Raw genomic sequence first — 24,218 nt, forward strand, 5'->3', positions numbered from 1 at the left:
GCGCGGTCGTGGTGCCGTCACGACCCGTCTCGAACTGTTCATCGGCAAGGGCGGGGTCGGTAAGACCACGCTCGCCTGCGCGGCGGCCATCGCCGCGGTGCAGGCCGGACAGCGCGTGCTGGTCGCCTCGGTGGACCAGGCCCATTCGCTCGGTGACGCACTGGGTTTCCGCTTCGCCCACGATCCCGGCACGGTCGCCGGGGTGGTGACCGTCGCCCCCGGATTCGACGTCATCGAGATCGATTCGCTTGCGCTGCTGGAGGATCGGTTCCGCGATGTGGCGCGGATGCTGTCCGGCGGCGGCCACGATCACGGCATCGACCTCGCCGCACTCGATCCGGCCGAACTCACCGGACTGCCGGGTGTGCAGGAACTGCTGGCGTTGACCGAGATCGCGCAGTTCGCGGGGGAGGACGACTGGGATCTGATCATCGTGGACTGCCCGCCCTCGGCGGACATGCTGCGCATCGTCACCGCACCCGACACCCTGCTCGGCTACCTGGAACGGATCTGGCCCACCCATGCCCGGGTGATGAGCGCGACCGGTCCGGATATGCGGCGCGCGGTGCTGGCGGCGACGGTGGAGCGGATCGCGGCCGCGGTCACGGCGATTCGGGATCTGCTGGCCGATGCGCGGCGCACCGGGGCCCGGCTGATCACCGGCGCCGAACGAGTCGCGCTGGCCGAATCGGCGCGGGTGCGTTCGGCGGCGGCGCTTCTGGGTATACGTCTGGACGCGGTGGTGGTGAACAAAGTGCTGCCGCCGGTGCCGCCGGCCGAGGGCAGCGCTCACCCCGCGGTGCAGTGGTATCTGCAGCGTCGCGCCGAACAGCTCGACGTGATCGCGGATCTGCGCCGCAGGATGCCGGATGTGCCCGTGGTGATCGCTCATCACAGCGGGCCGGAACCGGTCGGGCCGCGGGCGTTGTCGGGGCTGGCACAGGCGTTGCCCGTTCGTGGCAACCCGCCGGCGGCCGAACCAGACCCTATGCTGAGCGACACGACGCCGGAGCCCGGTAGTGCGACGGGGGAGCCGGAGGTGCGATGGGAGTCGGGCACCGGGCTGGAATCGGTATTCACGCTGCGGATGCGTCTGCCGGTGGTCGACCCGGGCACGCTGCGACTGGGACGAGTGGAGGACGATGTGATCGTGGGAGCGGACGGGGTCCGGCGGCGGCTACGACTGGCGCCGGTATTGCGGCGGTGCACGGTCGACGGCGCCGAACTCGACGGTGAGCAACTCGTCGTGCGTTTCCGGCCCGACCCGGGGGTATGGCCGCAATGACCCACGCCCACGACGACAGTTTCGGCGAATTCGCCCAGGAACTGCGTGCCCTCGCCGAAACCCTGCTCGAACGCGTCGAACCCGCCCTGCGTCGCGCGGCCGCCGACGGCCGCGAATGGGACAGCTGCAGTTGGTGCCCGGTCTGCGCGACCGCGGCACTGGTCCGCGGTGAGCATCACGAGGTGGTGGCGGCAGTCGCCGACCACGGCACCGCGATCGTGACCGTGCTGCGCGAGGCGCTGGCCGGAGTGCCGGTCGAACCGCTGCTCCCGGACGACATTCCGGATCCCGGCGACGACGCGTCGGATGAATATGATTCCGCGGCAACCGAAGTCGGCGCCGATCCGACTTCGGTGCGAACCGAGCACGACGGATGGATCGCGGGCGGGCCCAGTGCACAGCATCGTGGTCCGCGCGGAGGCGCCCGAAGTGGCGACCCTGATCGTCGCGGCGCCCGAACAGCCGAAGGCAGCGGGCCGGAGAATGCTCACGGTGCCGAGGCGGCCGGGCGCGGGGGCGAAGACGAGCATCGCGGCGCCGTAGCCTCGGGCAGGCGCGATGACCGGGCCGGACGCGGGGGCGAAGCGCGTGCCACGAGGGGATCGACGTCGCGGGGAGCGCGCGTGGCGGAGGGCGGCGCAGCGGAGGCTTCCGGTGTGCCGGGGCGCGCGCAGGCGCCCGACGAGCAGGTGAGCAAGGCGCGCCGCGGTGGCCGGCGCGCGGCCGAACGTACTGGGCGAGGGCGGGATTCGGTCGAGCGACCCGGATACGTTCCCATCCCGGTGCGGATCAAGAAATGACCACTCGGGTCGGACGAGAGGCTCCGCTCACCGTCGGCATCGATGTCGGCGGGACGAATATCCGGGCGTCGGTCGTCGACGGGGACGGTGAGGTGCTCGACACCGTCCAGGCGCCCACCCCGCATTCGGCGCACGCGCTCGAGGACGGTCTCGACCGCGCGGTACGGGAATTGTGCGCGCGGCACGATATCGGGGCGGTGGGGCTGGCGGTCGCGGGCTTCGTCGACGAATCCCGGTCCTCGGTGCGCTTCGCACCGCATCTGCCGTGGGAGGACACCGCGGTCGCCGGGCGGCTCGGACGTCGGCTCGGGTTGCCGGTGATTCTCGAACACGATGCCAATGCCGCGATGTGGGCCGAATATCGGTTCGGCGCGGCCGCGGGCGCGCACAACGGCGTGCTGGTCGCGATCGGCACCGGGATCGGCGCGGCGCTGCTGGTGGAGGGGCGGCTGTATCGCGGAAGTTACGGTGTCGCACCGGAATTGGGGCATCTGCAGGTGGTGCCGCACGGCCGGATCTGCCCGTGCGGCAAACGCGGCTGCTGGGAGCGCTACTGCAGCGGGACGGCGCTGGTCGACACCGCGATCGAAATGCTCGCCACCGATCCGATGCCGTCGACGATCCTGGCGCGGGAGGTGGTCGGCGATCCGGGATCGCTGACCGGGCGGCGGGTGGCGGGCGCGGCCCACGACGGCGATCCGGTGGCGCTGCACGTGATGGCCGATTTCGCCCGCTGGCTGGGGCTGGGACTGGCCTTCGTCAGCGATATCTTCGATCCGGATCTGATCGTCATCGCGGGCGGCGTCAGCTCCTCGGCGCCGCTGTTCCTCGACGACGCGCGCGAGCACTACGCCGCCGCGATCACCGGCGGCCGCCATCGTCCGCTGGCCCGCATCCGCACCACGCAACTGGGGGAGGCGGCGGGCATGATCGGCGCGGCCGAACTCGCGCGCACGGCCCTGGAGACCGGGGCCGCCGAGGGGCATGCGCCGGCGACCGGCCGCGGCGATTCGGCGGCCTTGCCGCGAGCCCGCTCCACCGCGGGCCGGGAATAGTCCTCCACGGCGCTCCGGGAAAACACGGCGGTCCGGAAAAGCCTCCGGTTCCTCGGCGCCGATGCCGCGCGGCGGAAACGGAATCGGCCACTCTGCTCGTGCTCGTTCGCCGGGCGCGGCGTACGAGTGGGGAGCAAATGATCCGTGGCGTCGCACATCTCGCCGATTCACTCGACGGCCGGTCGGTTTCGCACGGCGGAAGCACCTCATGCGTACCCGATTTCACCGATGTGATTGCCGGCATGTGAAATACCTCGTGTGGGGTTGGTCGCAGCAGGTCGGCGACGGTAGAGTCGGTGCCGACGGAGGTGCCTGCGACGAGGCCGGTCCCGTTCGACAATCACAGGGGAAAGGACGCAATGTTCTACTGGCTGCTCAAATTCGTGCTGGTCGGGCCCTTCATGCACATCTACAACCGGCCGAAGGTCGAGGGCGTGGAGAATATCCCCGCCGACGGAGCAGTCATCCTCGCCGGCAATCATCTGTCGTTCACCGACTGGTTGTTCACGCCGTTGCTGAGCCCCCGTCGCATCACCTATCTGGCCAAGGCCGAATACTTCACCACGCCGGGACTCAAGGGCCGGCTGCAGAAGTTCTTCTTCTCCGGCACCGGTCAGTATCCGATCGACCGCAGCGGCGCCAGCGCCGCCGAGGACGCGCTCAACACCGCTCGCAAACTGCTGGGCGAGGGCCGCATGGTCGGCTTGTACCCGGAAGGCACCCGCTCGCCCGACGGCCGCCTGTACAAGGGCAAGACCGGTGTGGCACGCCTCGCCCTGGAGACCGGTGTGCCGGTGATCCCGGTGGCACTGATCGGGACCGACGAGGTGTGTCCTCCCGGCCCGTTCCGGTGGCGCCGCCGCCGCGTCACCGTGAAATTCGGTGCGCCGATCGACTTCTCCCGTTACGAGGGCATGGGCGGTAACCGCTTCGTCGAGCGGGCCGTCACCGACGAGATCATGTACGAGCTGATGCGGATGTCGGGCAAGGAGTACGTCGACGTCTACGCCGCCAGCCTGAAGAAGGGCGTGCCCTCCGGCAGCCGGCCCGAGGCCGAGCGGATCCCGGAGACCCTGGCGAGCTGACTCTCGCCCTACGCTCTCGGCCCCCGGACAACCGTCCGGGGGCCGAGTTCGTCTCTATCGTCGATCGATGCCGGTGATCGCGCCGCTGCGCCGGAACGCCTCGATGGCCTCGTACTTGGCGAGATTGTGCCGGGCGTCGGCCAGCGCGTCGTGCGCGTCGGCCGGCACCGGGGGCAGGTCCGGCCGGCCGTGGTGGTCCCAGTGCTGGCGCAGTTCGTTGGTGTAGCGCGGGAGGGCCGCCGGCAGATCGACCATCGAACCCCACAGCTGGCAGAACGCCACATGGTCGTAGGCGCCCACCCATGCCCACAATTCCGGGCGCACGGTGGGACGCGGTACCAGGAATTGATAGAGATCGTCGCGGATGCGCTGCCGGCTGCGCCACAGCGGCGAGGAGGGGGAGGGGAGTTTCGGCAATACATTGCGCCGCACCCACTGCCCGGCTCGCTCGGGGTCGAATTCCGTTGACACCGCGTAATATTCCCGACCGTCCTCGCAGACCACGGCGATCGAAATCAGATCGATCGTCACTCCGTCCTCGATGAATTCGCAGTCATAAAAATATTTCACGCGGTAGTGCCCTTTCCGATTCGGCGTACACCGGCGTTCGCGGTGATATCTCGGCCGAACCGCCCGACCCGGCCCCGCGCTCGAGATTACGGCCCCGCCCGCGCGGCCGTATTCATCGCCCCTACCCTCCGGGTTACCCCGAGATTGCGGAAGGTCCGTATTCTGATCTGGTGAACTGGACCGTCGACGTACCGATCGATCGCTTGCCGGAACTGCCACCGCTGCCTGCCGAGCTCCGTCGGCGACTCGACGCCGCCCTCGCCCGCCCCGCCCTGCAGCAGCCGTCGTGGGATCCCGAGCAGGCCGCCACCATGCGTACCGTTCTCGAGAGCGTGCCGCCGCTGTGCGTGCCCGCCGAGGTCGAGGAGTTGCGGCTGCGACTGGCCGAGGTGGCCCGCGGCGAAGCCTTCCTGATGCAGGGCGGCGACTGCGCGGAAACCTTCGCCGACAACACCGAGCCGCATATCCGCGGCAACATCCGCACCCTGCTGCAGATGGCGGTGGTGCTGACCTACGGTGCGAGCCTGCCGGTGGTGAAGGTGGCCCGGATCGCGGGCCAGTACGCCAAACCCCGTTCGGCCGATGTCGACGCGCTCGGCCTCAAGTCCTACCGCGGCGACATGGTCAACGCGCTGGTCGCCGACGCGGCTCAGCGCGAGCACGACCCGTCGCGGCTGGTGCGCGCCTACGCCAACGCCAGCGCCGCGATGAACCTCGTGCGGGCGCTCACCGGCGCGGGGATGGCCGATCTGCACAAGGTGCACGACTGGAACCGCGATTTCGTCGCGCAGTCGCCGGCCGGTGCCCGCTACGAGCAGATGGCCTCCGAGATCGACCGCGGCCTGGCGTTCATGAACGCCTGCCGGGTGCAGGACCCCAGCCTGCAATCGGCCAAGATCTACTGCAGCCACGAGGCGCTGGTGCTCGACTACGAGCGGGCCATGCTGCGCCTGTCCCACAACGCCGCGGGCGATCCGGTGCTCTACGACCTGTCCGCGCATTTCCTGTGGATCGGTGAGCGGACCCGCCAGCTCGACGGCGCCCACATCGCCTTCGCCGAACTGCTGGCCAATCCGATCGGCATCAAGATCGGCCCGACCACCACGCCGGATCAGGCCGTGGAATACGTCGAGCGGCTCGATCCCACCAACGAGCCGGGCCGGCTCACCCTCGTCGCGCGGATGAGCAACACCAAGGTCCGTGACGTGCTGCCGCCGATCATCGAGAAGGTGCAGGCCACCGGCCATCAGGTGATCTGGCAGTGCGATCCCATGCACGGCAACACGCACGAATCGTCCACCGGGTACAAGACCCGCCACTTCGACCGCATCGTCGACGAGGTGCAGGGCTTCTTCGAGGTGCACCACGCCTTGGGCACGCATCCGGGCGGCCTGCACATCGAGCTCACCGGCGAGAACGTCACCGAATGCCTCGGTGGCGCGCAGGACATCTCGGATCTGGATCTGGAGGACCGCTACGAGACGGCCTGCGATCCGCGCCTCAATACGCAGCAGTCCCTGGAATTGGCATTCCTGGTCGCCGAGATGCTGCGGTGACGGATCGGCCGTAGTGGACGTCGTATTTCGCAATGACGAGGGCCCCTCGCGCGGTGACGGCCGCCCGCGCGGGGAAGGTCCGGCGAGCGCGCAGAGCGCGCTCCGGATCGGCAACGCCGATCGCACCATTCTGCGTTTGCTGCGCGATCGCGACCGCGACGGGATCCCGTCGGAGGTCGTGCTGCGTGACGGCAGCCGCGTGCTGATCTTCAACATCTGCTGGGGCTACGAGATCTCCTGGGGGTTCGACGTGTCCCACGGCTACGTGCCCGCAGCGGCCGCCGCACAGATCACCACCAACATCAGCCCGAGTATCGGCGGGGTTCCGGTGGAGGTGTTCACCACCGCCGCGGTGGTCGCGGTCAACGATCCGGAAACCGGTGACCCGTTGCTGGCGGTCGGCTGAACCGCCCGTCCGGGAATCACGCGATCGTGACATGAGCCGCAAAAGTTAGCTGCCCGGTTGCTGAACGCCGGAACCTGCACTAGGTTTCCAGGCGTGACACTGCAGCGGCAACAGGCTGTGCGGGATACGTGCTGAGAGGATCGCTATGCAGAGCGCATCGGTAGCCAGGGGATTGCAAACTGCGGGCAGGCCGGTCGCCGCCCTCGCCGAACATGTGCTCGAGATCGATGGTGTCCCGGTCACGATCGTGATCGAACGCCCCGAGGTCGATCGTGCCGGCATCGCGTGGCGCTGCCGGGTGCGGGTGGTGCGCGGCAACGGCCGGCTCGAACTGTCCCAGGTGGTCGGCGCCAGTGCCAGCGCGGTGCTACGGCAGGCGCTCGACCTGGCCGGGCGGCGGCTGGGCATCAGTGAGGCCGAACTGCTCGGCGGCGCGGATGTGGGCGGTGTGCTCGGCTGAGCCCGGGGTCAGAACGGCAGGACGGTGAGGGTGACCGTCGATCCGGGCGCCACATTCGCACCGCCGAACGGGGACTGCACCCGGACGGTGCCGCGGTCGCCGCTGAACACCTGGTTCAGCACGACCTTGAGGCCCATCGCCTCGAGTTCGGAGCGGGCCGCGGCGGCGTTCTTGCCGATGACATCGGGAACCTGGATGGCGTCGGAGACGATCAGCGTCACCGTCGCACCGGAGAGCACCTGGGTGCCGGCGGCCGGATCGGTGCCCGCGACCTGCCCCGGCTTGATCTTGCCGTCGAAGTCGGTGCGGGTGTCACCGACGGTGAGTCCGGCGTTCTGCAGCGTCGCCTTCGCCTCGTCGACGGTCTTGCCGCGCACATCGGGCAGCTTCACCGGCTGCGAACCCTTACTGCGATAGACCTTCACCTGGGCACCGGTCGGCAGGACCGTGCCGGGCGCCGGATCCAGTTGCGCCACCGACCCTTTCGGTGCGGTGCTGGGTTTCTCACCGCCGTCGACGGGGGTGAGGCCGGCATCGCGGATGAGCTGGTTCACCGTCTTCGTGTCCTGGCCGGGCTGAAACTGCGGCACATGCGGCTGTCCGCTGGACACCAGGACGGCGACCGTCGACCCCTTCAGCACCTTCGCCCCGGCGGAGGGATCGGTGCCGACCACCCCGCCGACCGGAATGATGTCGGACGCCCTGTCCCGTACGGTCGTCCCGAATCCGGCGTCCTTCAGCTTCGCGGTCGCCTGTTCGGTGGTCATCCCGGCGATCGCCGGAACGGACGAATAGCGGCCGACGCCCAGCCACCAGCCGCCGATACCCAGCAGCAGTGCGAGAACCACCACCACGGCCGCCCAGATCAGGACTCGGCGCCGGGATCTGCCGCGATCGGGCACGAATTCCGGTCGATGCGGTGAGGGCGGCGGCTGATGCGCTCGATCCGCTTCCGGATCGGGCATCGGATGGGCCGCGGTCATCACCCGGGTGTGGGACGGTTCGGCCGCGAGCCGGGTCGTCGCCTCGGTGACCGGCTGCGGGGTGTGGGTGGGTCCGGGTGCCGCGGCAGGTGTCTGGACGACGCGGTATCGCGCGGACAGGTGTTCCGCCGATTCCCGGGGGGCCGGCACCCGGTAGTCGGGCAGGTGCAGCGCGGTGGCGATGCGGTGCAGTTCGGCGGCCATCTCGGTGGCGTCGGCGAAGCGGTGCGCGGGTTCGCGGGCGGTGGCGTGCGCGACCAGTTCGTCGAATTCCGGTGGTATGCCCTCGATGAACCGGCTCGGGCTCGGCACATCCTTCTCGACCCGCTGATACGCGATCGACAGCGAGGTGTCACCGGTGAACGGCGCACGGCCGGTGAGCATTTCGAAGATCAGAATGCCGAAGGAGTAGACGTCGCTGCGGGCGTCGGCATTCCCGGCGGTGACCTGTTCCGGCGACAGATACGCCGCGGTGCCGAGGATGACGCTGGCCGAGGTCATATTCGAGCCGGCCACCGCGCGCACCAGGCCGAAATCGGCGATCTTCACCTCACCGGCATCGGAGATCAGCACGTTCTCCGGTTTGACGTCGCGGTGCACCAGTCCGGCCGCGTGCGCGACACCGATCGCGCGCAGCACCGGCTCGGCGACCGCGCGCACCGCGTGCGGCGGCATCGGCCCGCGTTCGCGCAGCAGTTCGCGCAGGGTGCCGCCCTCGACGAGCTCCATGATGAGGAACGGATATTCCCCGTCGATGCCCTGGTCGTAGACCGCCACCAGCGAGGGATGCTTCAACTTGGCCACCGAGCGGGCCTCGAATTCGAAGCGGGTCAGAAACTGCGGGTCACCGGCGAACTTGGGGTCCATCACCTTGATCGCCACGGGCCGGTCCAGCCGGGTGTCGACTCCCCGGAACACCATCGACATCCCACCGCGCGCGATCGGCGCGTCGATGCGGTAGCGCCCGTCCAGCATCTGGCCGATCAAACTGCTGTCCTCCGAATATCACCTAGCGGTTGCCGCCCCCGTGACGGCACCCCCGATCGTATAGGCGTGCGCCGTCACGGTCGCTGATGACGTGCTTACGCCCCCGCCGAAACCGGGCGTACGCCGTATCCGGATGCCGACGGACTACCGTTGTGCAGGTGAGTGCATTTCCTTGCAGCGACGATGTCGTTCCCGAATCGGTGACCCTGCTTCCGTTGCCGGATGTGGCCGAACAACTGGGCATCGCGGTGACCAGAGTGCATCAGATGCTGCGCGATCATCAACTGATCGCGATCCGCCGCGGCGGTATCGCCGGTATCCCGAAGGACTTCTTCGATTCGTCGGGCGCGGTCGTCAAACCCCTGACCGGCCTCATCACGGTGATGCGTGATGCGAAATATACGAACGAGGAAATCCTCGAGTGGATGTACGCCGAGGACGACACCCTGCCCGGGCGTCCGATCGACGCCATCCACGGGCCGCTCGCCCGCGAGGTCGTCCGCCGGGCCGCGGCCGAACCGTTCTGAGCCGGGCGGCGCCGGGCGCAGAGTCCGGTGTCAGGCGCGGGGCGCGTTCGGTCGTGCCGTGTTCAATGCGCGGGGGACCGTGGTGCGCAACGCGCCGGGGACCGCGGTGCGAGAAGCGCGGGGGAGCGGGGTGCGGAGAGGCGGGGCCGGATTCGCCGGGCGGCGCAGCCCGGAACCGAATTCGGTGACCGCGACCCGGAGCCGCCGCGAGGTGGGAACCGTTGCGCGGCGGTCGAAGACGGCGTAGTCGTGGCGCTCGATCTCGTCGAGGATGCCGCCGTACAGCACGGCCGCGGTGCGAATGGCCGGTCGCACGCGCGGCCGGAGCAGGTCGATGCCGGGCGTGGCGGTGCGATAGACCGCGCGGTTGACCGCGATCAGATGTGCCAGGGCGCGCCGCACGCGCGGCTCGGTCCGGCCGGTGCGCCGGCAGTGGGCGAGCAGATCGGCGTCGACGCCGAAGGCCGCGAGCTCGTCACCCGGCAGGTAGACGCGCCCCCGATCGAGGTCTTCGGCGACATCACGCAGAAAGTTCGTGAGCTGGAAGGCCTCACCCAGCGCCGCGGCCGCCGGTTCGGCCTCGGCCACCGGTACCACCGTGCCGAGTATCGGCAGCAGTTGCAGCCCGATCGCCGCTGCCGAACCGCGCATGTACTCCCGCAACTCGCCCATATCCGCATACCGATTCCGGAACAGCGCGCTCCCCGGCACATCCATCCGCATCGCATCGAGGAAGACCCGGAAGTGTTCGGGCGCAATGCGATAGCGGACGATGGTGTCGACGAGTGCGGTGAGTACCGGGCCGTCGATCGCCGCGCTTTCCGGGAGACGGCACTCGGGCTCCGCGGTGCCGGTCATGTCCCGGCTGCCGGTCGCGACACGGCTCGTGGCCGTTCCGGTGGTGTTTGCGCCGCGTGCTGCCGCGGCACCGCGAGCCGCCGGGGCGGGGGAATGGACAACGCCCACCGGCACGGCGTCCTCGGCTCGGTGACAGCTTCGCGTGCCCGCGCTCGAACGCCAGCGATCCGAGTCCGTATCCGGCTCGTACCCGCCGGTGTCCAGGGCCGGCGAATCGCCCTTACGGACGACAGCGCCGAGCCCGCGGGTGCGCTCGTCTGTTCCGAAGATGCCCGCCTCGTGCAACGCGGTAAGGAGCTGCGTCTCGATCCGGTCGAGGCGCCATGCCGCTGTGCGATCGACGGTTCCCGGAACGGGCGCGACCTGGCCCTTGTCGTGATCGAGGTCCGCGGAGCCGACATCGCATGCCCTCGAACGCCCGAGGTCGGGCCCGGCGAAACCGCCCGTATCCCAGGCGCTTTCGGCATGATCCACGACGTCGTCGACCACCCGTGCGAACGCGTAGAGTGCGTGCACCGCGGCCCGCTGTGGTGGGGACAGCAGGCGAGTGGCCAGAAAGTAGGTGCGGCCGTGTTCCGCCGCGATGGTCCTGCAGTGCCGGTATGCGGCCGCCAGTTCGGCGTCGGGGCCGCGGCCGGTCATTGCTTGAGTCTGCCCGAATCGGCGCGCAGCCGCAGCGGGTCCACCTTGCGCAGCGACAGCGCCGCCACCACGGCGACGAAGGTGGCCGCCGCAACGTGCCAGACGTTGTACAGGCCGATCGAGCCGCCCGGCTGGAACACCAGCATCAACCAGGTGCACAACCCCACCAGGATCATCAGTGTGGTGGTGGACATGGCGAATCCGGCGGCCAGTGCCAGCGGCCACGAGTAGTACCAGGGCAACGCCGCGGGGGAGAGGATCACGATCGCGACGAAGGCGATGAGAATGCCCATCACCGCATCGCGTTCGGAGCTCTTGTAGCGCCACCAGGTCCACGCCAGGATGGCGACCAGCGCGAGCGCACAGAGTCCGCGCGTCCACACCAGCACCTCACCCAGATTCAGCGGCGTCACCCAGGTGACCGTGTGCGCCATGATCGTCGGCAGCGAGAGCCAGTTGATGATCTTCTTCGATCCCGACAGCGCGGTCAGCCAGCCGATCCCGACACCCGCGGCCGCGGAGGCGGCCACGAAGACCACCGCGAATACCGACACGCCGAGGCCGGCGATCTTGGCGAAGGTGCGAATCGGATGCGGCAGCGGTCCCTTGTTCTCCGCGGCTCGCCGCTCGCGTTCGTGAATCATCCAGATCCACACCAGGAACGGCAGCGCCACACCGGCCGTCGCCTTGATCGCGACGCCGATCGCGACCACCACGATGCCGGCCGCGTGGTGCCGCTCCAGCACCAGGGCGATGCCGGCGGCCATCAAGCCCACCATGAGCATCTCGTTGTGCACGCCGCCGATCAGGTGGATCAGCACCAGCGGGTTGAGCACCGCCAGCCACAGCGCCACCGTCGGTTTGCCGCCGAGGTGTTTGGTCATATGCGGGACGGCCCACATCATCAGGGCCAGGCCCGGCAGCATGACCAAGCGCATCGCGATGGTGCCGGCCACCACGTTGTCACCGGTGATGCTGGTGATGGCCTGCCCCATGAGCAGGAAGATCGGACCGTAGGGCGCGGTGGTGGTGGTCCATACCGGGCTCACGTTGTCCAGCAGCACACCGGGATTCACCACCGGGCCGACCTTGTAGGGGTCGAAACCGTCGCGCAGCAGTGCGCCCTGCGCCAGATACGAGTACACGTCCTGGCTGAACATGGGCACGGCGAACAGCAGCGGCAGGATCCAGATGCCGACGATCACCCGCAGTTCGTTCAGCGTCACGGTGCTGCCGGGACCGCGGCGCGCGCCGGTGCCGATGGTGATGCGCCCCAACCGGACCCAGGCGATGATCATCGACAGCACACCCAGCCACACCACGATGGTGGCCAGCGCGTAGCCGTGCCCGAATCGCAGCCAGGACAGATGTGCCGCCTCCAGCAGCGGATCGCTGCGGCGCACCGCGCCGGCGCCCAGGCCGCCGAAGGTGATCAGGACAGCACCCCAGAAGCCGAGGAGGGCGGCGTGTCCCTCGGGGCTGCGGAAGAAGTCGCCGGCCCACCGGACCCACCAGCGCACGGTGTGCACGGCCGGTTCCGGGACCGGCACGGCGGTCACCGGCACCGTGGCAACCGTGCTGGTCACCGGTGCTGTCACGGGGGCAGTGTCCATATCGGGGGTCGGCATGGTTCGTCTTCCCCCCGGGAATGTCGGTGCGGTGCGGAACCGCGGGAGTGGTCAGTTCGCGGGCCAGTTTAACGGTTTGCCGGCAACCCTGGCGCGCCGGTCGCCGACGTGGCGCCGTCGGCGTGCCGGAAGGCGCCGGTAATGCGTTCGGCGGCCAGTTTTCCCGACAGCAACGCCGTCGGCACGCCGACCCCCGGCGTGGTGCCGCATCCGGCCAGCACCACGTTGGCCGGGGTGCGCGCGAGGTTGCGGGTGCGGAACGGTCCGGTCTGGCGGAACAGGTGCGCGGCCGAGAACGGCGTTCCGGCGATCATGCCCTGCTCGTACCACGTCTGCGGCGTGTCGAGGTGATCGACGGTGAAATATTCGGCGATTCCCCGGTAGCCGCGCTGTTCCAGCACGTGCAGCAGTTCTCCCAGGTACGCCGGTCCCAGACGCGGCCAATCCAGCGGCGCGGCATCGAGATTCGGGCACGGGGCCAGCACGGACAGCGGTTCGTAGCGGCCGGTGGCCCGATCGACGAACTGGCCGGGATCGCTGAGCGCGGGCCGGGTGATCAGCAGCGACGGATCGCTCATCAGTCGCCCGCGGCCGCGCGGGGCGGCGATTTCGGTGAAGGTCTCGTCCCAGGCCCGGCCGAAATCGATGGTGTGATGGGCCTGTAGCGGCCACTGCGCCGCCACCTCGGCCGGGATGGTGCCGTGCGCCACCACGGCGGAAGGGGCCGCCCGCAACGGGCGGCGCCGGTGAATGCCGAAGCGGCGCAGCGAGCCGAGGTCGGCGGTCAGAACCACCGCATCGCAGTCGAAGTCGCGCCCATCCGCCGAGCGGACCCGCCGGGCGCGCCCGGCGTGATAGTCGATACCGCTGACCTCGCAGTTCAGTTCCAACTGTCCGCCGGCGCCGGTGAACGCGGCCGCGAGCGTCGCGGCGATCGCCCGCATGCCGCCGACCGGGAAGTAGACGCCCAGCGAGGTGTCCATATGCGGAATCGCGCCGTAGACGGCCAATGCCTGCGCGGGTGCGGTCCCGGCGTAGAGGGCCTGAAAGGTGAACAGCCGCGCCAACTTCGGATCGCCCAGGATGCGCTGGACGCGCGGGCCGAGCCGGCCGAAGGCGCCCAGGCGCACCAGTTCCCACAGGGCGGCGCGCTTGTCGGGGATGCGGACCATGTCGAGCGGGGAATCGAAATTGGTGTCCATGAACTGGTCGTAGGCGCCGGCGTAGATCCGGGCCAGCCAGCCCCGCAGGTCCAGATAGCGTTGTGCGTGCGCGGGCCCGCACGCGCGCCGCACCTCGGCGGCCATCCGCTCCGGATCCGCGTACACGCCGATCACACTGTCGTCGGCGAAGCGCGCCTGATAGGCGGGATCGAGGCGGTGGATCCGCAGTCCGTGGGCCGCGGCATCGGTGCCGACCGCGGCCAGCGCCTCGTCGATCACTCCGGGCAAGGTGAGAACCGTTGCGCCGGAGTCGATCTCGTAATCCGGCCCGCGATAGACGCCGACCCGCCCACCCGGATGATCGGCGCGTTCGAGCAGGGTGACCCGGCGCCCGGCTCCGGTCAGATGCAGCGCCGCGGCCAGCCCGGCCAGGCCGGCGCCCACGACGACGATCCGATCGCACTGTCCGGCAACGGTTTTCATGCCACTCGCCTGGTCGCGGCCAGCGCCATCGCGCGCAGCCGGTCGCCGGCCTCGGAGGTGGCCGAGCTGGCCGCCAGTGCGCCGAGACCGCGGTCGGTGAGTTCGGTGATGCGGCGCTCCACATCGTCGACGGCGCCGAGTCCGGTGATGAGGTCGCGCAACTCGGCGACCTGTTCGGGGGAGAGGTCGGTGCCCAGCGCGGAGCGCAGCAGCCGCGCCGCCGCGGGATCGGTGGCGTCGGCACGGCGCAGCGCCTCGGCGACCAGGACCGTGCGCTTACCCTCGCGCAGGTCGTCACCGGACGGTTTGCCGGTGACGGCCGGGTCGCCGAAGACGCCGAGCAGGTCGTCGCGCAACTGGAAGGCGATGCCGATATCGGTGCCGAACTCGCGGTAGGCGGCGATCAGTTCCGGATCGGCCCCGGCCAGCGCCGCGCCCAGGTGCAGCGGCCGTTCCACGGTGTAGGCGGCGGTCTTGTACCGGTTGATCCGCAGCGCGGCGGCCACCGAATCGTCGGCGCCGGCCTCACCGTGCACGTCGAGCAGCTGACCGCCCATCACCTCGGTACGCATCGCCGCCCAGACCGGGGAGAACCGGGCCCGGGCCGCGGCGTCCAATCCGGCCGCGGCGACCATGTCGTCGGCCCACGTCAGCGCCAGATCGCCGATCAGGATCGCGACGCTCACGCCGAAATGCGCCGAATCGCCACCCCAGCCGCGGTCGCGGTGGCGATCTTCGAAGTCCACGTGCACGGTCGGGAAGCCGCGGCGAGTGCGGGAGGAGTCGATGATGTCGTCGTGGATCAGCGCGCACGCCTGCACCAGTTCCAGCGCCGCGCACGCGGTCAGCACCGATTCGGCCTGGTCACCGGTCGGATCGCCGCCCGCGCCGAGCCATCCGGTCCAGGCGAACGACGGCCGGGTCCGCTTGCCGCCGCGCAGCACGAAATCCTCGAGGGCGGCCGTGGCGGAGATGACGACCGGCCCCAGTTCGGCGACCAGTTCGCGGCGGCCGGCGAAGAATCCGGTCAGCGCCTGTTCGACCGCGCGCACCAGCGCCGCGGAGTCGTTCGGCGCCGGACGTGCCGGGCTGGCCGGACCAACGGACAACGCAACCTCCAGATAGTTCGTCGTATCGGCGAGCCGATACCGGGCACGCCGGGACGTATCCGGCGTGCCGAGAATGTGGCCGGCGAGACCCTGTGTCTGCACCGGCGACGGCTGCGGCGGTCCCGCCGATTCTCCGGCCGGCCATCGCGAACGGGTTCGCGTCGCGGCCTGCCGGACCACCGTGAACCTTACTGCGTCGGTTCCGCCGCCCGACAGCGCCGTAGCCGGCACGTGACCGGCACCGCACCGCATCCGGCGGGCGAGATCGAGGCCGGTCGGCCGGTCCGTGCGCGACCGTCACGTGGTGCCCGGGGATGGCCGGTCGACAGATCGCAGGCGGGTGCGGATCGCCGCCCCGGAGACGCCTGGGCGGATGGTGGGCCGCGACGGCGACGTCCAGCTCCGGCCCGAGGCGCCGGCGGCTGGACCGGCGCGGATCCGGACCGGGCGGCCCGTCGAGCGAGGGTGCCCTACTACACTGGACCGGTGAGTTTCGACAACGTACGGGGACGATCGACCCCAGGCCGACCTTCCCGGACGCCGTCCGGAACTCCCTCCGTGGTGGGGCAGCTGGGCCGCCGCCCCGACGGCACCATTCCGTTCTCGGTGGAATTCAATCCGCCCCGCGACGCGGCCGCCGAGGCGCGGCTGTGGCGCGCCGCCCGTGAATTCGAGCGGATGCATCCGGCGTTCGTGTCGATGACCTACGGTGCGGGCGGATCCACCCGCGACCGCACCGCGCGCATCACCGGGCAACTGGCCCGTGAGACCACACTGCTCACCGTCGCGCATCTGACCGCGGTCGGGCACAGCGTTGCCGAACTGCGATCCATCGTCGGCAGCTACGCCGACGCCGGCATTCGCAACATGCTCGTACTGCGAGGTGACCCGCCGGGCGATCCGCTGGGGGAGTGGCGCAAACATCCCGACGGTGTCGAGTACGCCGAGGAACTGGTGCGCATGGTCTGCGAACTCGGCGACTTCCACGTGGGCGTGGCGTCGTTTCCGCAGGGTCACTACCGCTCGCCCGACCTGGACCACGACACCCGCTATCTGACCGCGAAACTGCGTGCGGGAGCGGAATATTCGATCACGCAGATGTTCTTCGACGTGGAACACTATCTGCGCCTGCGGGATCGGGTCGCGGCCTACGACGCCGAACAGGGCGCAAAGCCGATCATTCCCGAGCTGATGCCGATCACGTCGCTGCGCACGGTGCAGCGCGCCGAGGAACTGTCCGGCCGGCCGCTGCCGGCGCGGGTCATGCAGCGGCTCGAGCAGGCGGCCGGCAACGATCCGGAGGCCAATCGCAACGCCGTGCGCGCGGTGGGCATCGAGATCGCCACCGAGATCGGGCAGCGACTGATCGACGAGGGCGCGCCCTGCCTGCATTTCATCACCCTGAACTTCGCCAAGGCGACCACCGAGGTGCTCACCAACCTCGGCTACACGGTGACCCCGGCGGCCGTCAGCGCCTGATCGGCGTTTCGCGGGCGTGTTGCCACGCATTCGCCTCCACCGGCGGTACCCTCTCGTGCACCGTGACGACGCGGAGGTCCCCGAGTCATGCTGTGCGGCCCGGCGGACCGACCCTGGTGCGGATGTTCCGCCGAACTCAGGAGAACCCCGATGGCCGTGGTGACCAGTCTCGTCCGTCTTTCCGCAGCGCTCACCGTGACCGGTGCGCTGACCTTCGCCGGCGCCGCCGCCGCGACCGCCGCCCCGCCCGACCCCGCCGCCACCATCGCCGCCCTGGGCCAGAACCCGGCGGCGGCGACGGATTTGCTGAGCGCGTATCAGACGGCGGTCGACTCGCTGAAACAGCTGGGTATCCAGCCGTTCCTGTATCCGTCCGGGTCGGCGTTCTGCCAGGACGGCAGCACTCTCGGGCTCGTTCCGGCGCTGGCCGGTGCGGTGCCCGGGCCGTGGCCCAAACTGGCGGTGCCGGTACCCGGTCTGGACCTGTCCGCGGTGAAGGCGGGCCAGACGATGTTCGCCTTCGTCCCCTATGGCATGGGCCCCGACGGCGCCGACACCACCGGGATGCAGGTGGCCTGGTTGAACGTGTCCAACGGCCGCGGCGGATTCGCGGCCATGGGCCCGCTGTCCCAGGTCATCGGCTCGATGGTGCCGCCGAATCTGCCGCCCGAGATGCGCCCGGCGTTCGAACAGGCGATCCGCAACTTCTTCCTGGCGTCGCTGCCGGTCGGCGGGGTGCGCGCGGTGCCGGTGGACACCGGCTCCGGAACGGTGCTGGCGGCGGTGTTCGGCACGGTCCGCAACGGCGCCGACACCTGCATGTTCCTGCCGACGGTCGGCGTTACCTCGGTGCCCTGAGTGCGGTGCGCCCGGGCCGGGAGCGGCCCGGGCCGTCCGGCACCGGGCGTCCCTTCCAGCGCAGCGCGCCGCGCCGATGCAGCAGCCACGACCGGCCCGACAGCCGCAGATACGCGCCGATCGACACCGGATGTGCCAGCGCCGCAGCGAGATCGGCGCCGCGCGGGCCCGTCCCGGATTCCAGTGAGCGGGCCAGCAGCCGGCTCGCGACACCCGAGCCGTAGCCGATGACACCTGTGCGCCGGATCCGGCCGCGGCCGAACAGCGCCGCGAGAGCGGGCAGCACGTACGCGACCGCGGCGACCGTATCCACCGCCACCGCACCGGCCGGGCCGCCGTAGGCCGACCACAACCAGCGGGTGTAGCCGCCGTCGACTTCGGCCGCGCCCCGGTACATTCGAGTACTCGCCAGCGTTCCCGCCGCCACCAGCACGGTGCGATGTCCGGCGCGCCGCAGCGCCCGCGCCAGCGCCAGATCCTCGGTGATCGAACCGGCTACCGCCGCATGCCCGCCCACCGCGCGATAGACCGCGGCGTCGAAGACGAGGAACTGCCCGCACGCCACCGCGGTCGAGGGCCGCAGGCTGCGATCGGCGAGCCGCACCGGCAGCGTCGTGGCCCACGACCAGCACAGCAGCGGTTGCACCAGCGCCTCCGCGAGCGATCCGGCTTGCTGATACGGCCACGGCGACACCGAACCCGCCCCGCTGCGGCGCAATTCGCTCACCGCGGCGGCGATGGCCTGCGGGCGCAGCCGCACGTCGGCGTCGAGGAAGATCAGCGCGCCGGGCGGCGGGTCGGCGGTGACGCCCGCGAGTTCGGCCAGGCGCGCGCAGGCCGCGGTCTTGCCGGTCCATCCGGGTTCGGGGTCGGTGTCGGCCGCGACCACGGTGAATCGGTCGTCGTCACCGATCGCCTCGACGGCGGCCGGGAAGGTGCCGTCGGTGGATCCGTCGTCGAGAATCCAGATCCGCATGCGCGAAACACCTTGCTGGGCCCGCAGATCCGCGATCAGCAGTGGTAGGCGAGTGGCTTCGTCGCGGGCCGGGATCGCGATGATCACCGGCTCGATCACCGGTGTCGCGCCGGCCCGCAGCCGCCGCATCGCGAGCCGGTTCACCAGTGCCACCGCACATCCCGCACCGGCCACGATCGTGCCCGCCGTGACGATCGGTTCGACTACCGACCGCGCACCGCGCGGCGTCATGGGGCCTCTCCCGGCGGCTGCGCCGAGGTGGCGGGGACTGTGCTCGCGGCGCCCATCGTGGTCCGGATCAGGCGTCCTGCTTCACCCGCGGACGCCACGGCGGCGTGGGGTTGCGATTCAGATACGCCAGCACCGCGACCATGGCGGCCACCGCGAGGGTGATGCCGCCGACGATTCCGGCCCAGCCGGCGAAGGAACGGGTATTCGGATCGGCGTAGCTGACCTCGGCGCGCACGGTGCTCACATCGCCGGCCGGCAGCTTCCACGAGACCGTCGAATCACCCTGCCGGGTGCCGTTGGTGGTGGCCACCCGGGCCGGGAACGCGACGGTGAACTGCACGTCCGAACCTTGCGGCGGAACGGATTTCAGGTCGACCCGGCCGGTGAGCGTCACCTTGTCGCCGGTGCGGATGAACTGCAGGTTGAACATGCCCTGCGTCTGATCCGACAGCGCGCCCAGCTGCTGCACCTCGCCGAAGGTCAGGTCGTCGAAGTAGACCTGGCTGCCGACATAGCCGTCCTGGCTGTAGGGCTCGACCCGGATCTTCGCGGCCAGCGTCTCGGGCGCCTTCAGCTCCGGGCCCTTGTCCTTGTCGTTGGCCGGGATCACCGCGGCCACCAGATGGCCGGACACGCGGTCGTTCGAGGACACACCCATCGATACCTGGACCCGCAGGCAGCCGGTCAGCAACGGCGCCAGCAACAGGACCAGCAAGGCTACGGACCAGAGGCGACGACGCCGGGTTCGCCGCGGCGTGTGGGTCGACTCTGGCATCGATGGTGTCGGACTCGGCTGCACGGCACACATCGTGCCATGAGCCGCTGTGATCGTCGGCACGCGACGGGCGTTTACGGCGGCGCGGGCAGCCGCCCGCGGGAGCGGGCCTCCCGCAGCACCCATACCGCCGTGGGCACGGCCACCACTCCGAGGCCGATCAGGCCGTACCCCGCGGACGCGGGCAGATCCAGGAACACCGCATGGGCCAGCGCCGACCCGAACCAGGTCCACAGCAGCACCGCGATCGGTACCGCGGGTCCGGCGCCGCGCGGGGCGCAGCGGCGTTCGAACGCCGCGAGCAACGTCGCCATCAGGGCGCCGACCGCGAACCAGCCCAGGTAGTTCGTATACGGGATATCGCCGATTCCGGGCAGGCCCGGATGGGCCGAACACCAGGTCCACTGCCCGTCGGCCACCATCTGCGGGTCGAGGTAGAGGTCCCAGCCCACCGCGCCCACGGCGGTCGCCAGAACGCGGGTGACGGTGCGGCGGCACAGCAGTCCGGTCGCCACCCAGATCGGATAGAGGCCGCCGACCCAGGCCACCGGCACGACCAGTGGCACCTGCGCCAGGTCGGGCCCGAGCCGGCCGTGCGCGTAGTGATAGCAGCCGAACGGGAAACCCCGTGCGGTACCGATCATTTCGGCGACCGCGCCCACGCCGCCGACGATCACCGCGTACCCGGCCGCCCAGCCGATGCCCCGGGCCACCCAGGCGTGCAGCAGCGCGGTGGCCGCCGACAGCGCGACGATCAGGACCGTCACCCGATCCCGCGTGGAGCCGTCGGTGAGGGGATAGGCGATCTGCGCCGCGACCCAGGCCACGGCGGTCACCGCCGGCCACTGCCGTGCCGTCATCGCCGCGCGAAACGGCCGCGGCGCAGCGAGCGCAACACCAGCCCCGCCGCGGTACGCCCGCTGGCTCCAGACACCCCGCCGCCGGGGTGGGTGGAGGCCCCGGTCAGATACAGCCCGGGCGCACCCGGCACCTTCTGCCCGGACAATTCCGGAATGGGCCGCCAGAAGAACATCTGATCCAGCGACATCTCGACATGCATGACGTTGCCGCCGATCAGCCCCAGCTCGCTCTCCAGATCGGCGGGGGTCTGCACATAGCGCTGCCGCACCGAATCGGCGAAACCCGGTGCGTAGGAGTCGACTTCGGCGATGATGCGGTCGGCCTCGCGCTCACCGTGCGCGCGCCAGTCGCTGCCGTCGGCGAGCCGGTGCGGATGCCACTGCGCCCACAGCGACAGCTGATGCTCGCCGGGTGGCGCGATCGTGGGGTCGAGCGCGCTGAAACTCATCGCCAGCACCACCGGACGCGGCGGCAGTTCCCCGGCCAGCGCGGCGGCGTGGGCGAGTCGCAGGTGCCGTCGATCGGACACCAGCAGTTGCAGTCCGCGCGTCGACTCCTCCGGTGCGGCGCCCGGATATGCCGGAAGGGCGGTGGTCGCGGCCCGCACCACCATGCCGATACCGGGTCCGACCCGGATGCGGCGCCGCCAGTCGGTGAGGACGGTGTCGTCGAATCCGCCGCGCCGCAACAACTCCAGAGTGGTGAGCACGTGTGTGCCGGAAATCACGGTGCGGGCGAACAGGTCGCGGCCGCCTGCCGTGCGGACCCGCCAGCCGTCGCCCGAGCGGCGCAGCTCGGTCACCTCGTCACCGGCGGAGACGGTTCCGCCGTCGGCACCCAGCCGCGCCACGAGTGCCGTGGTGAGCGCGCCGCTGCCGCCGACCGCGCGGCCGGGCGGCAGCGTGTGCATCAGCGCGGCGAAACCGGCCATCGGCGCGGTGCCGGGTTCCGACATCGGCGGCCCGGACTGTGCGCCGAACCAGGCCAGTGCCGCCTTCAGCCGTTCGTCGTCGAACCAGCTGTCCAGCAGGGCGTCTCCGGACTGCAGGAATTCCCGCGACAGCGCGCTGCCACCGCCCCGGGCGTCCAGGCCCCAGAACGCGCGCAGGAACCGGCCCGGCGTCGGCGCACCGCCGAACGCCCGCATCACCCGCTGGGCCCGGGGCCCCCAGGTCCGGACGAACCGCCGGTAGGCCTCGGCGTCGCGGGCGTCACAGGCCCGAGCGATCGAGGCGCAGGTGCGGTCGACATCGCGGTGGAAGACGATCGGCTCGGCGCCCGAGCCCACCGGCGCGGGCGCGAAAGCCCAAGGATCGCAGTCGATGTAGCGCAGCCCGAACTTCTCCAGTTCGAGTTCCTCGATGATGCCGGTGTGGCGGATCATGATGTGCGCAGAGGAACCGCGGTCCACGAGATGACCGGGGAAACGCTCGACCGTCGACACCGCGCCACCGAGCACCTCGTCGCGCTCGAGGACCTCCACCGGATGTCCCGCGCGTGCCAGATAACAGGCCGCGACCAGTGCGTTGTGGCCGGAGCCGAGGATCAGTGTCGTCACTGCTCGGGCGTCCGCAGCGGTAGCCGGCGGCCGAGTACGGCGAAGCGCCGGGTATCACCCGAGAAGACGAAATGCCGGACCACATCGGTGAATCCCTGCCGGCGATACAGCCGCCAGGCGCGGTTGGCCTCGCGGTCGACCTCCGGTGTGGACAGCAGTACCGCCGCTTCCGTGCGCTGCTCGAGCAGTCGCACCAGCAGGGTCTCGCCGATGCCGCGCCCTTGGGCGGAGGGATGGACGTGCAGTTCGGTGAGTTCGAAATAGTCCGACAGCAGGGCCCGCGCGGTCTGCTCCGGCCAGCCCGAGCGACGCAATCCGGTGTGCACCTGCTGATGCCACCACTGGTGCGGCGCACCGCGATAGCCGTAGGCGATCGCGACGATCGGCGCGGTGCGCAGGTCGACGTGGCCGCTGTCGTCGGGGACCACCGCGGCGACGGCCTGCCAGCCCGGCCGGGTGGTGTGCTCGGCCCACATCGGGGCGCGGTGGTGTTCGGTGCCGCGTGGATAGTCCATCGCCGCGACGTACACGGCGAGGGCGTCGTGCAGCCGGTGACGCAACGTCGCGGCCGAGAGGTCGACGACGACGGGCGCGGGGGTGTGGCGGGGCCTGACGGCGGTCATGTGCGGGGAGCCATATCTTCGGGGCCGTCTCTGTCTGTCGAAGGTTCTGTGGTCTGGGGCGGACGTCGGATGCGGGGCGGACGGGGGTGCGGGATCCCCATCCAGGGTGCGCGGCTCTCGTTCGGCGCGAAAGTCTGTCGGTGGTCGTCTCTATATTCACATTCAATTGAAACGTTCGAATACCTGTTCGGTTCGGCGCGGTCGACCGGGCCCGGTATGCGAAATGTGGAGGTGTCGAGATGGCTGGTCGGATGGACGATCCGCGACGTGCCGGCCGGGCGGGCGGTCTGCTCGACCGGGCGGACACGATGGTGCAGCAGGCCTGGGCCGAACCCGACCCGAGCGAGCGGCTGCGCAGCGCGTATCTGGCGGCCCTGCGCGGCGCCGGGGCGGTGCTGGCCGCGACCGGGGCCGACCGCGCGCCGCGGGCTCGCTCCCGCAACGCGTGGGTGCTGATGCAACAGGCCGCTCCGGAATTCGTCATGTGGTCGGACTACTTCAGTTCCTTCTCCGAAACGAGGGCGGCGCTCGAGGCCGGACTGGACCGCGCGATCAGCGATACCCAGGCCGACGAATTCGCCTCGCGGGTGGAGGCATTCCTGCGCGATGTGGAGGATGCGCTGGCGATTACCGCGGCCCGGTTGCGTCCCGCGCCGGGCTGGCTGGCGGACGGCACGGCGTGAACATCGGCGAGTAGGTGGTAGCGCACTGATCGAACTCGTATCATTGGTGGCAGTAGCCGCCAAGGTCGGCTACTTGTCGTCTACCCGGAGGCGACAACCAGGACCTAGTGCCGGGGGAGGTACCGTGCCACTCTCCGAGCACGAGCAGCGCATGCTCGAACAGATCGAGAGCGCGCTCTATGCTGAGGACCCTAAATTCGCCTCGACCGTGCGTGGTGGTCGGCTTCGCTCTGCCACCGGAAGACGCAGACTTCAGGCGGCCGCGCTCTTCGTCCTCGGCCTCGTTCTTCTCATCGCGGGAATCGCCCTGCCCGTCAAGCCCGGCGGATTCCCCATCATCAGCCTGCTCGGCTTCATCGTGATGTTCGGCGCGGGTGTGTTGTTGCTGCTGGGCGGCTCGGGTATGACCAAGAGCGGCCGAGGCGGCGGCGACGACGCCTCCTCCGGCCCCGGTGGGATTCCCGGCCGTGCGGCAAAGAGTAAGCAACGCAAGGCCGGCGGCTTCTCCGCTCGCATGGAAGATCGGTTCAGGCGCCGCTTCGAGCAAGACAGCTGAGCCTGCGCTCGCGTCCTGGAG

Annotated in this window: 22 protein-coding genes and 2 pseudogenes; 12 read left to right on the forward strand and 12 right to left on the reverse strand. The window is 70.3% G+C overall.

Annotated features, from left to right (window positions below):
* Positions 1-40: 40 nt before the first annotated feature.
* The 4 genes from IRT45_RS09920 (at position 41) to IRT45_RS09935 (ending at position 4,225) form a co-directional block, all read left to right on the forward strand.
* Positions 41-1,285: an ArsA family ATPase gene (locus IRT45_RS09920; RefSeq protein WP_309240887.1), complete on the forward strand. Its 1,245-nt coding sequence runs from the start codon at positions 41-43 to the stop codon at positions 1,283-1,285.
* The gene (locus IRT45_RS36750; RefSeq protein WP_228534092.1) at positions 1,282-2,085 is read left to right on the forward strand and encodes a hypothetical protein; all 804 of its coding nucleotides are present in this window, start codon (positions 1,282-1,284) and stop codon (positions 2,083-2,085) included. The genes IRT45_RS09920 and IRT45_RS36750 overlap by 4 nt, the downstream gene beginning before the upstream one ends.
* Positions 2,082-3,140 (forward strand): ROK family protein, encoded by a 1,059-nt coding sequence (locus IRT45_RS09930; RefSeq protein ID WP_194805587.1) that lies wholly within the window; start codon positions 2,082-2,084, stop codon positions 3,138-3,140. Before IRT45_RS36750 ends, IRT45_RS09930 begins: the two co-directional genes overlap by 4 nt.
* 359 nt (positions 3,141-3,499) lie before the next feature.
* Entirely contained in the window at positions 3,500-4,225 is a 726-nt protein-coding gene (locus IRT45_RS09935; protein ID WP_194805588.1) for a 1-acyl-sn-glycerol-3-phosphate acyltransferase, read from the forward strand.
* Positions 4,226-4,279: 54 nt separating this feature from the next.
* Here IRT45_RS09935 and IRT45_RS09940 read toward each other — a convergent pair whose 3' ends face one another.
* The gene (locus tag IRT45_RS09940; protein WP_194805589.1) at positions 4,280-4,795 is read right to left on the reverse strand and encodes a polyadenylate-specific 3'-exoribonuclease AS; all 516 of its coding nucleotides are present in this window, start codon (positions 4,793-4,795) and stop codon (positions 4,280-4,282) included.
* Between the two features lie 170 nt (positions 4,796-4,965).
* On the opposite strand from IRT45_RS09940, the gene IRT45_RS09945 reads away from it, so the two are divergent.
* The 3 genes from IRT45_RS09945 (at position 4,966) to IRT45_RS09955 (ending at position 7,217) form a co-directional block, all read left to right on the forward strand.
* Positions 4,966-6,351, forward strand: a complete 1,386-nt coding sequence (locus IRT45_RS09945) for a class II 3-deoxy-7-phosphoheptulonate synthase (protein WP_030514740.1) — start codon at positions 4,966-4,968, stop codon at positions 6,349-6,351.
* Between the two features lie 13 nt (positions 6,352-6,364).
* Entirely contained in the window at positions 6,365-6,757 is a 393-nt protein-coding gene (locus IRT45_RS09950) for a hypothetical protein (RefSeq protein WP_194805590.1), read from the forward strand.
* A 145-nt stretch (positions 6,758-6,902) separates the two neighbouring features.
* On the forward strand, positions 6,903-7,217 hold the full coding sequence (locus IRT45_RS09955; RefSeq protein WP_157126259.1) for a hypothetical protein: 315 nt from the start codon (positions 6,903-6,905) through the stop codon (positions 7,215-7,217).
* 8 nt (positions 7,218-7,225) lie between these two features.
* Here the strand turns inward: IRT45_RS09955 and pknB are convergent, their stop codons facing one another.
* Positions 7,226-9,175: a Stk1 family PASTA domain-containing Ser/Thr kinase gene (gene pknB, locus IRT45_RS09960; RefSeq protein WP_194805662.1), complete on the reverse strand. Its 1,950-nt coding sequence runs from the start codon at positions 9,173-9,175 to the stop codon at positions 7,226-7,228.
* Between the two features lie 170 nt (positions 9,176-9,345).
* Between pknB and IRT45_RS09965 the strand changes: the two genes are divergently transcribed.
* Entirely contained in the window at positions 9,346-9,714 is a 369-nt protein-coding gene (locus IRT45_RS09965) for an Rv2175c family DNA-binding protein (protein ID WP_194805591.1), read from the forward strand.
* 177 nt (positions 9,715-9,891) lie between these two features.
* Here IRT45_RS09965 and IRT45_RS09970 read toward each other — a convergent pair.
* The 5 genes and pseudogenes from IRT45_RS09970 to IRT45_RS09990 all read right to left on the reverse strand — a co-directional run.
* Positions 9,892-10,521, reverse strand: a pseudogene (locus IRT45_RS09970) (phytoene/squalene synthase family protein); the annotation flags it as partial.
* 519 nt (positions 10,522-11,040) lie between these two features.
* Positions 11,041-11,214, reverse strand: a pseudogene (locus tag IRT45_RS09975) (squalene/phytoene synthase family protein); the annotation flags it as partial.
* The gene (locus IRT45_RS09980; protein WP_194805664.1) at positions 11,211-12,827 is read right to left on the reverse strand and encodes an alpha-(1->6)-mannopyranosyltransferase A; all 1,617 of its coding nucleotides are present in this window, start codon (positions 12,825-12,827) and stop codon (positions 11,211-11,213) included. The pseudogene IRT45_RS09975 and the gene IRT45_RS09980, both read right to left, overlap by 4 nt.
* An 83-nt stretch (positions 12,828-12,910) precedes the next feature.
* On the reverse strand, positions 12,911-14,488 hold the full coding sequence (gene crtI / locus IRT45_RS09985; protein ID WP_194805592.1) for a phytoene desaturase family protein: 1,578 nt from the start codon (positions 14,486-14,488) through the stop codon (positions 12,911-12,913).
* Positions 14,485-15,609, reverse strand: coding sequence for a polyprenyl synthetase family protein (locus tag IRT45_RS09990; RefSeq protein WP_194805665.1), 1,125 nt, complete (start codon positions 15,607-15,609; stop codon positions 14,485-14,487). The genes crtI and IRT45_RS09990 overlap by 4 nt, the downstream gene beginning before the upstream one ends.
* A 474-nt stretch (positions 15,610-16,083) precedes the next feature.
* Here IRT45_RS09990 and IRT45_RS09995 point away from each other — a divergent pair, with 474 nt between their 5' ends.
* On the forward strand, positions 16,084-17,076 hold the full coding sequence (locus tag IRT45_RS09995; protein ID WP_083870699.1) for a methylenetetrahydrofolate reductase: 993 nt from the start codon (positions 16,084-16,086) through the stop codon (positions 17,074-17,076).
* A 150-nt stretch (positions 17,077-17,226) separates the two neighbouring features.
* On the forward strand, positions 17,227-17,934 hold the full coding sequence (locus IRT45_RS10000; protein WP_194805593.1) for a hypothetical protein: 708 nt from the start codon (positions 17,227-17,229) through the stop codon (positions 17,932-17,934).
* On the opposite strand, the gene IRT45_RS10005 is transcribed toward IRT45_RS10000, so the two are convergent.
* From IRT45_RS10005 to IRT45_RS10025, 5 genes are all read right to left on the reverse strand, one after another.
* Positions 17,918-19,141, reverse strand: a complete 1,224-nt coding sequence (locus tag IRT45_RS10005) for a glycosyltransferase family 2 protein (protein WP_194805594.1) — start codon at positions 19,139-19,141, stop codon at positions 17,918-17,920. The genes IRT45_RS10000 and IRT45_RS10005 overlap by 17 nt on opposite strands.
* A 67-nt stretch (positions 19,142-19,208) precedes the next feature.
* On the reverse strand, positions 19,209-19,916 hold the full coding sequence (locus IRT45_RS10010; protein ID WP_194805595.1) for an LppM family (lipo)protein: 708 nt from the start codon (positions 19,914-19,916) through the stop codon (positions 19,209-19,211).
* 74 nt (positions 19,917-19,990) lie between these two features.
* Entirely contained in the window at positions 19,991-20,776 is a 786-nt protein-coding gene (locus tag IRT45_RS10015) for a carotenoid biosynthesis protein (RefSeq protein WP_194805596.1), read from the reverse strand.
* The gene (locus IRT45_RS10020) at positions 20,773-22,335 is read right to left on the reverse strand and encodes an NAD(P)/FAD-dependent oxidoreductase (protein WP_194805597.1); all 1,563 of its coding nucleotides are present in this window, start codon (positions 22,333-22,335) and stop codon (positions 20,773-20,775) included. Before IRT45_RS10020 ends, IRT45_RS10015 begins: the two co-directional genes overlap by 4 nt.
* Positions 22,332-22,958, reverse strand: coding sequence for an N-acetyltransferase (locus tag IRT45_RS10025; protein WP_194805598.1), 627 nt, complete (start codon positions 22,956-22,958; stop codon positions 22,332-22,334). Before IRT45_RS10025 ends, IRT45_RS10020 begins: the two co-directional genes overlap by 4 nt.
* Before the next feature lie 239 nt (positions 22,959-23,197).
* Here IRT45_RS10025 and IRT45_RS10030 point away from each other — a divergent pair, with 239 nt between their 5' ends.
* On the forward strand, positions 23,198-23,641 hold the full coding sequence (locus IRT45_RS10030; protein WP_062999078.1) for an SAV_6107 family HEPN domain-containing protein: 444 nt from the start codon (positions 23,198-23,200) through the stop codon (positions 23,639-23,641).
* 124 nt (positions 23,642-23,765) lie between these two features.
* The gene (locus IRT45_RS10035) at positions 23,766-24,197 is read left to right on the forward strand and encodes a DUF3040 domain-containing protein (RefSeq protein WP_194805599.1); all 432 of its coding nucleotides are present in this window, start codon (positions 23,766-23,768) and stop codon (positions 24,195-24,197) included.
* Positions 24,198-24,218: the final 21 nt, after the last annotated feature.

Origin of the sequence: Nocardia sp. BSTN01 (assembly GCF_015354405.1) — a bacterium.
Classification (GTDB): domain Bacteria; phylum Actinomycetota; class Actinomycetes; order Mycobacteriales; family Mycobacteriaceae; genus Nocardia.

Bases quoted from the DNA above. Each gene is read 5' to 3' on its own strand.
- IRT45_RS10015 (WP_194805596.1), bottom strand. From the start codon at position 20,776: ATGACGGCACGGCAGTGGCCGGCGGTGACCGCCGTGGCCTGGGTCGCG.
- IRT45_RS36750 (WP_228534092.1), top strand. From the start codon at position 1,282: ATGACCCACGCCCACGACGACAGTTTCGGCGAATTCGCCCAGGAACTG.
- crtI (WP_194805592.1), bottom strand. From the start codon at position 14,488: ATGAAAACCGTTGCCGGACAGTGCGATCGGATCGTCGTCGTGGGCGCC.
- IRT45_RS09955 (WP_157126259.1), top strand. From the start codon at position 6,903: ATGCAGAGCGCATCGGTAGCCAGGGGATTGCAAACTGCGGGCAGGCCG.
- IRT45_RS10025 (WP_194805598.1), bottom strand. From the start codon at position 22,958: ATGACCGCCGTCAGGCCCCGCCACACCCCCGCGCCCGTCGTCGTCGAC.
- IRT45_RS10005 (WP_194805594.1), bottom strand. From the start codon at position 19,141: ATGACGCCGCGCGGTGCGCGGTCGGTAGTCGAACCGATCGTCACGGCG.
- pknB (WP_194805662.1), bottom strand. From the start codon at position 9,175: ATGCTGGACGGGCGCTACCGCATCGACGCGCCGATCGCGCGCGGTGGG.
- IRT45_RS10010 (WP_194805595.1), bottom strand. From the start codon at position 19,916: ATGCCAGAGTCGACCCACACGCCGCGGCGAACCCGGCGTCGTCGCCTC.
- IRT45_RS10000 (WP_194805593.1), top strand. From the start codon at position 17,227: ATGGCCGTGGTGACCAGTCTCGTCCGTCTTTCCGCAGCGCTCACCGTG.
- IRT45_RS09980 (WP_194805664.1), bottom strand. From the start codon at position 12,827: ATGGACACTGCCCCCGTGACAGCACCGGTGACCAGCACGGTTGCCACG.
- IRT45_RS09930 (WP_194805587.1), top strand. From the start codon at position 2,082: ATGACCACTCGGGTCGGACGAGAGGCTCCGCTCACCGTCGGCATCGAT.
- IRT45_RS09935 (WP_194805588.1), top strand. From the start codon at position 3,500: ATGTTCTACTGGCTGCTCAAATTCGTGCTGGTCGGGCCCTTCATGCAC.
- IRT45_RS10030 (WP_062999078.1), top strand. From the start codon at position 23,198: ATGGCTGGTCGGATGGACGATCCGCGACGTGCCGGCCGGGCGGGCGGT.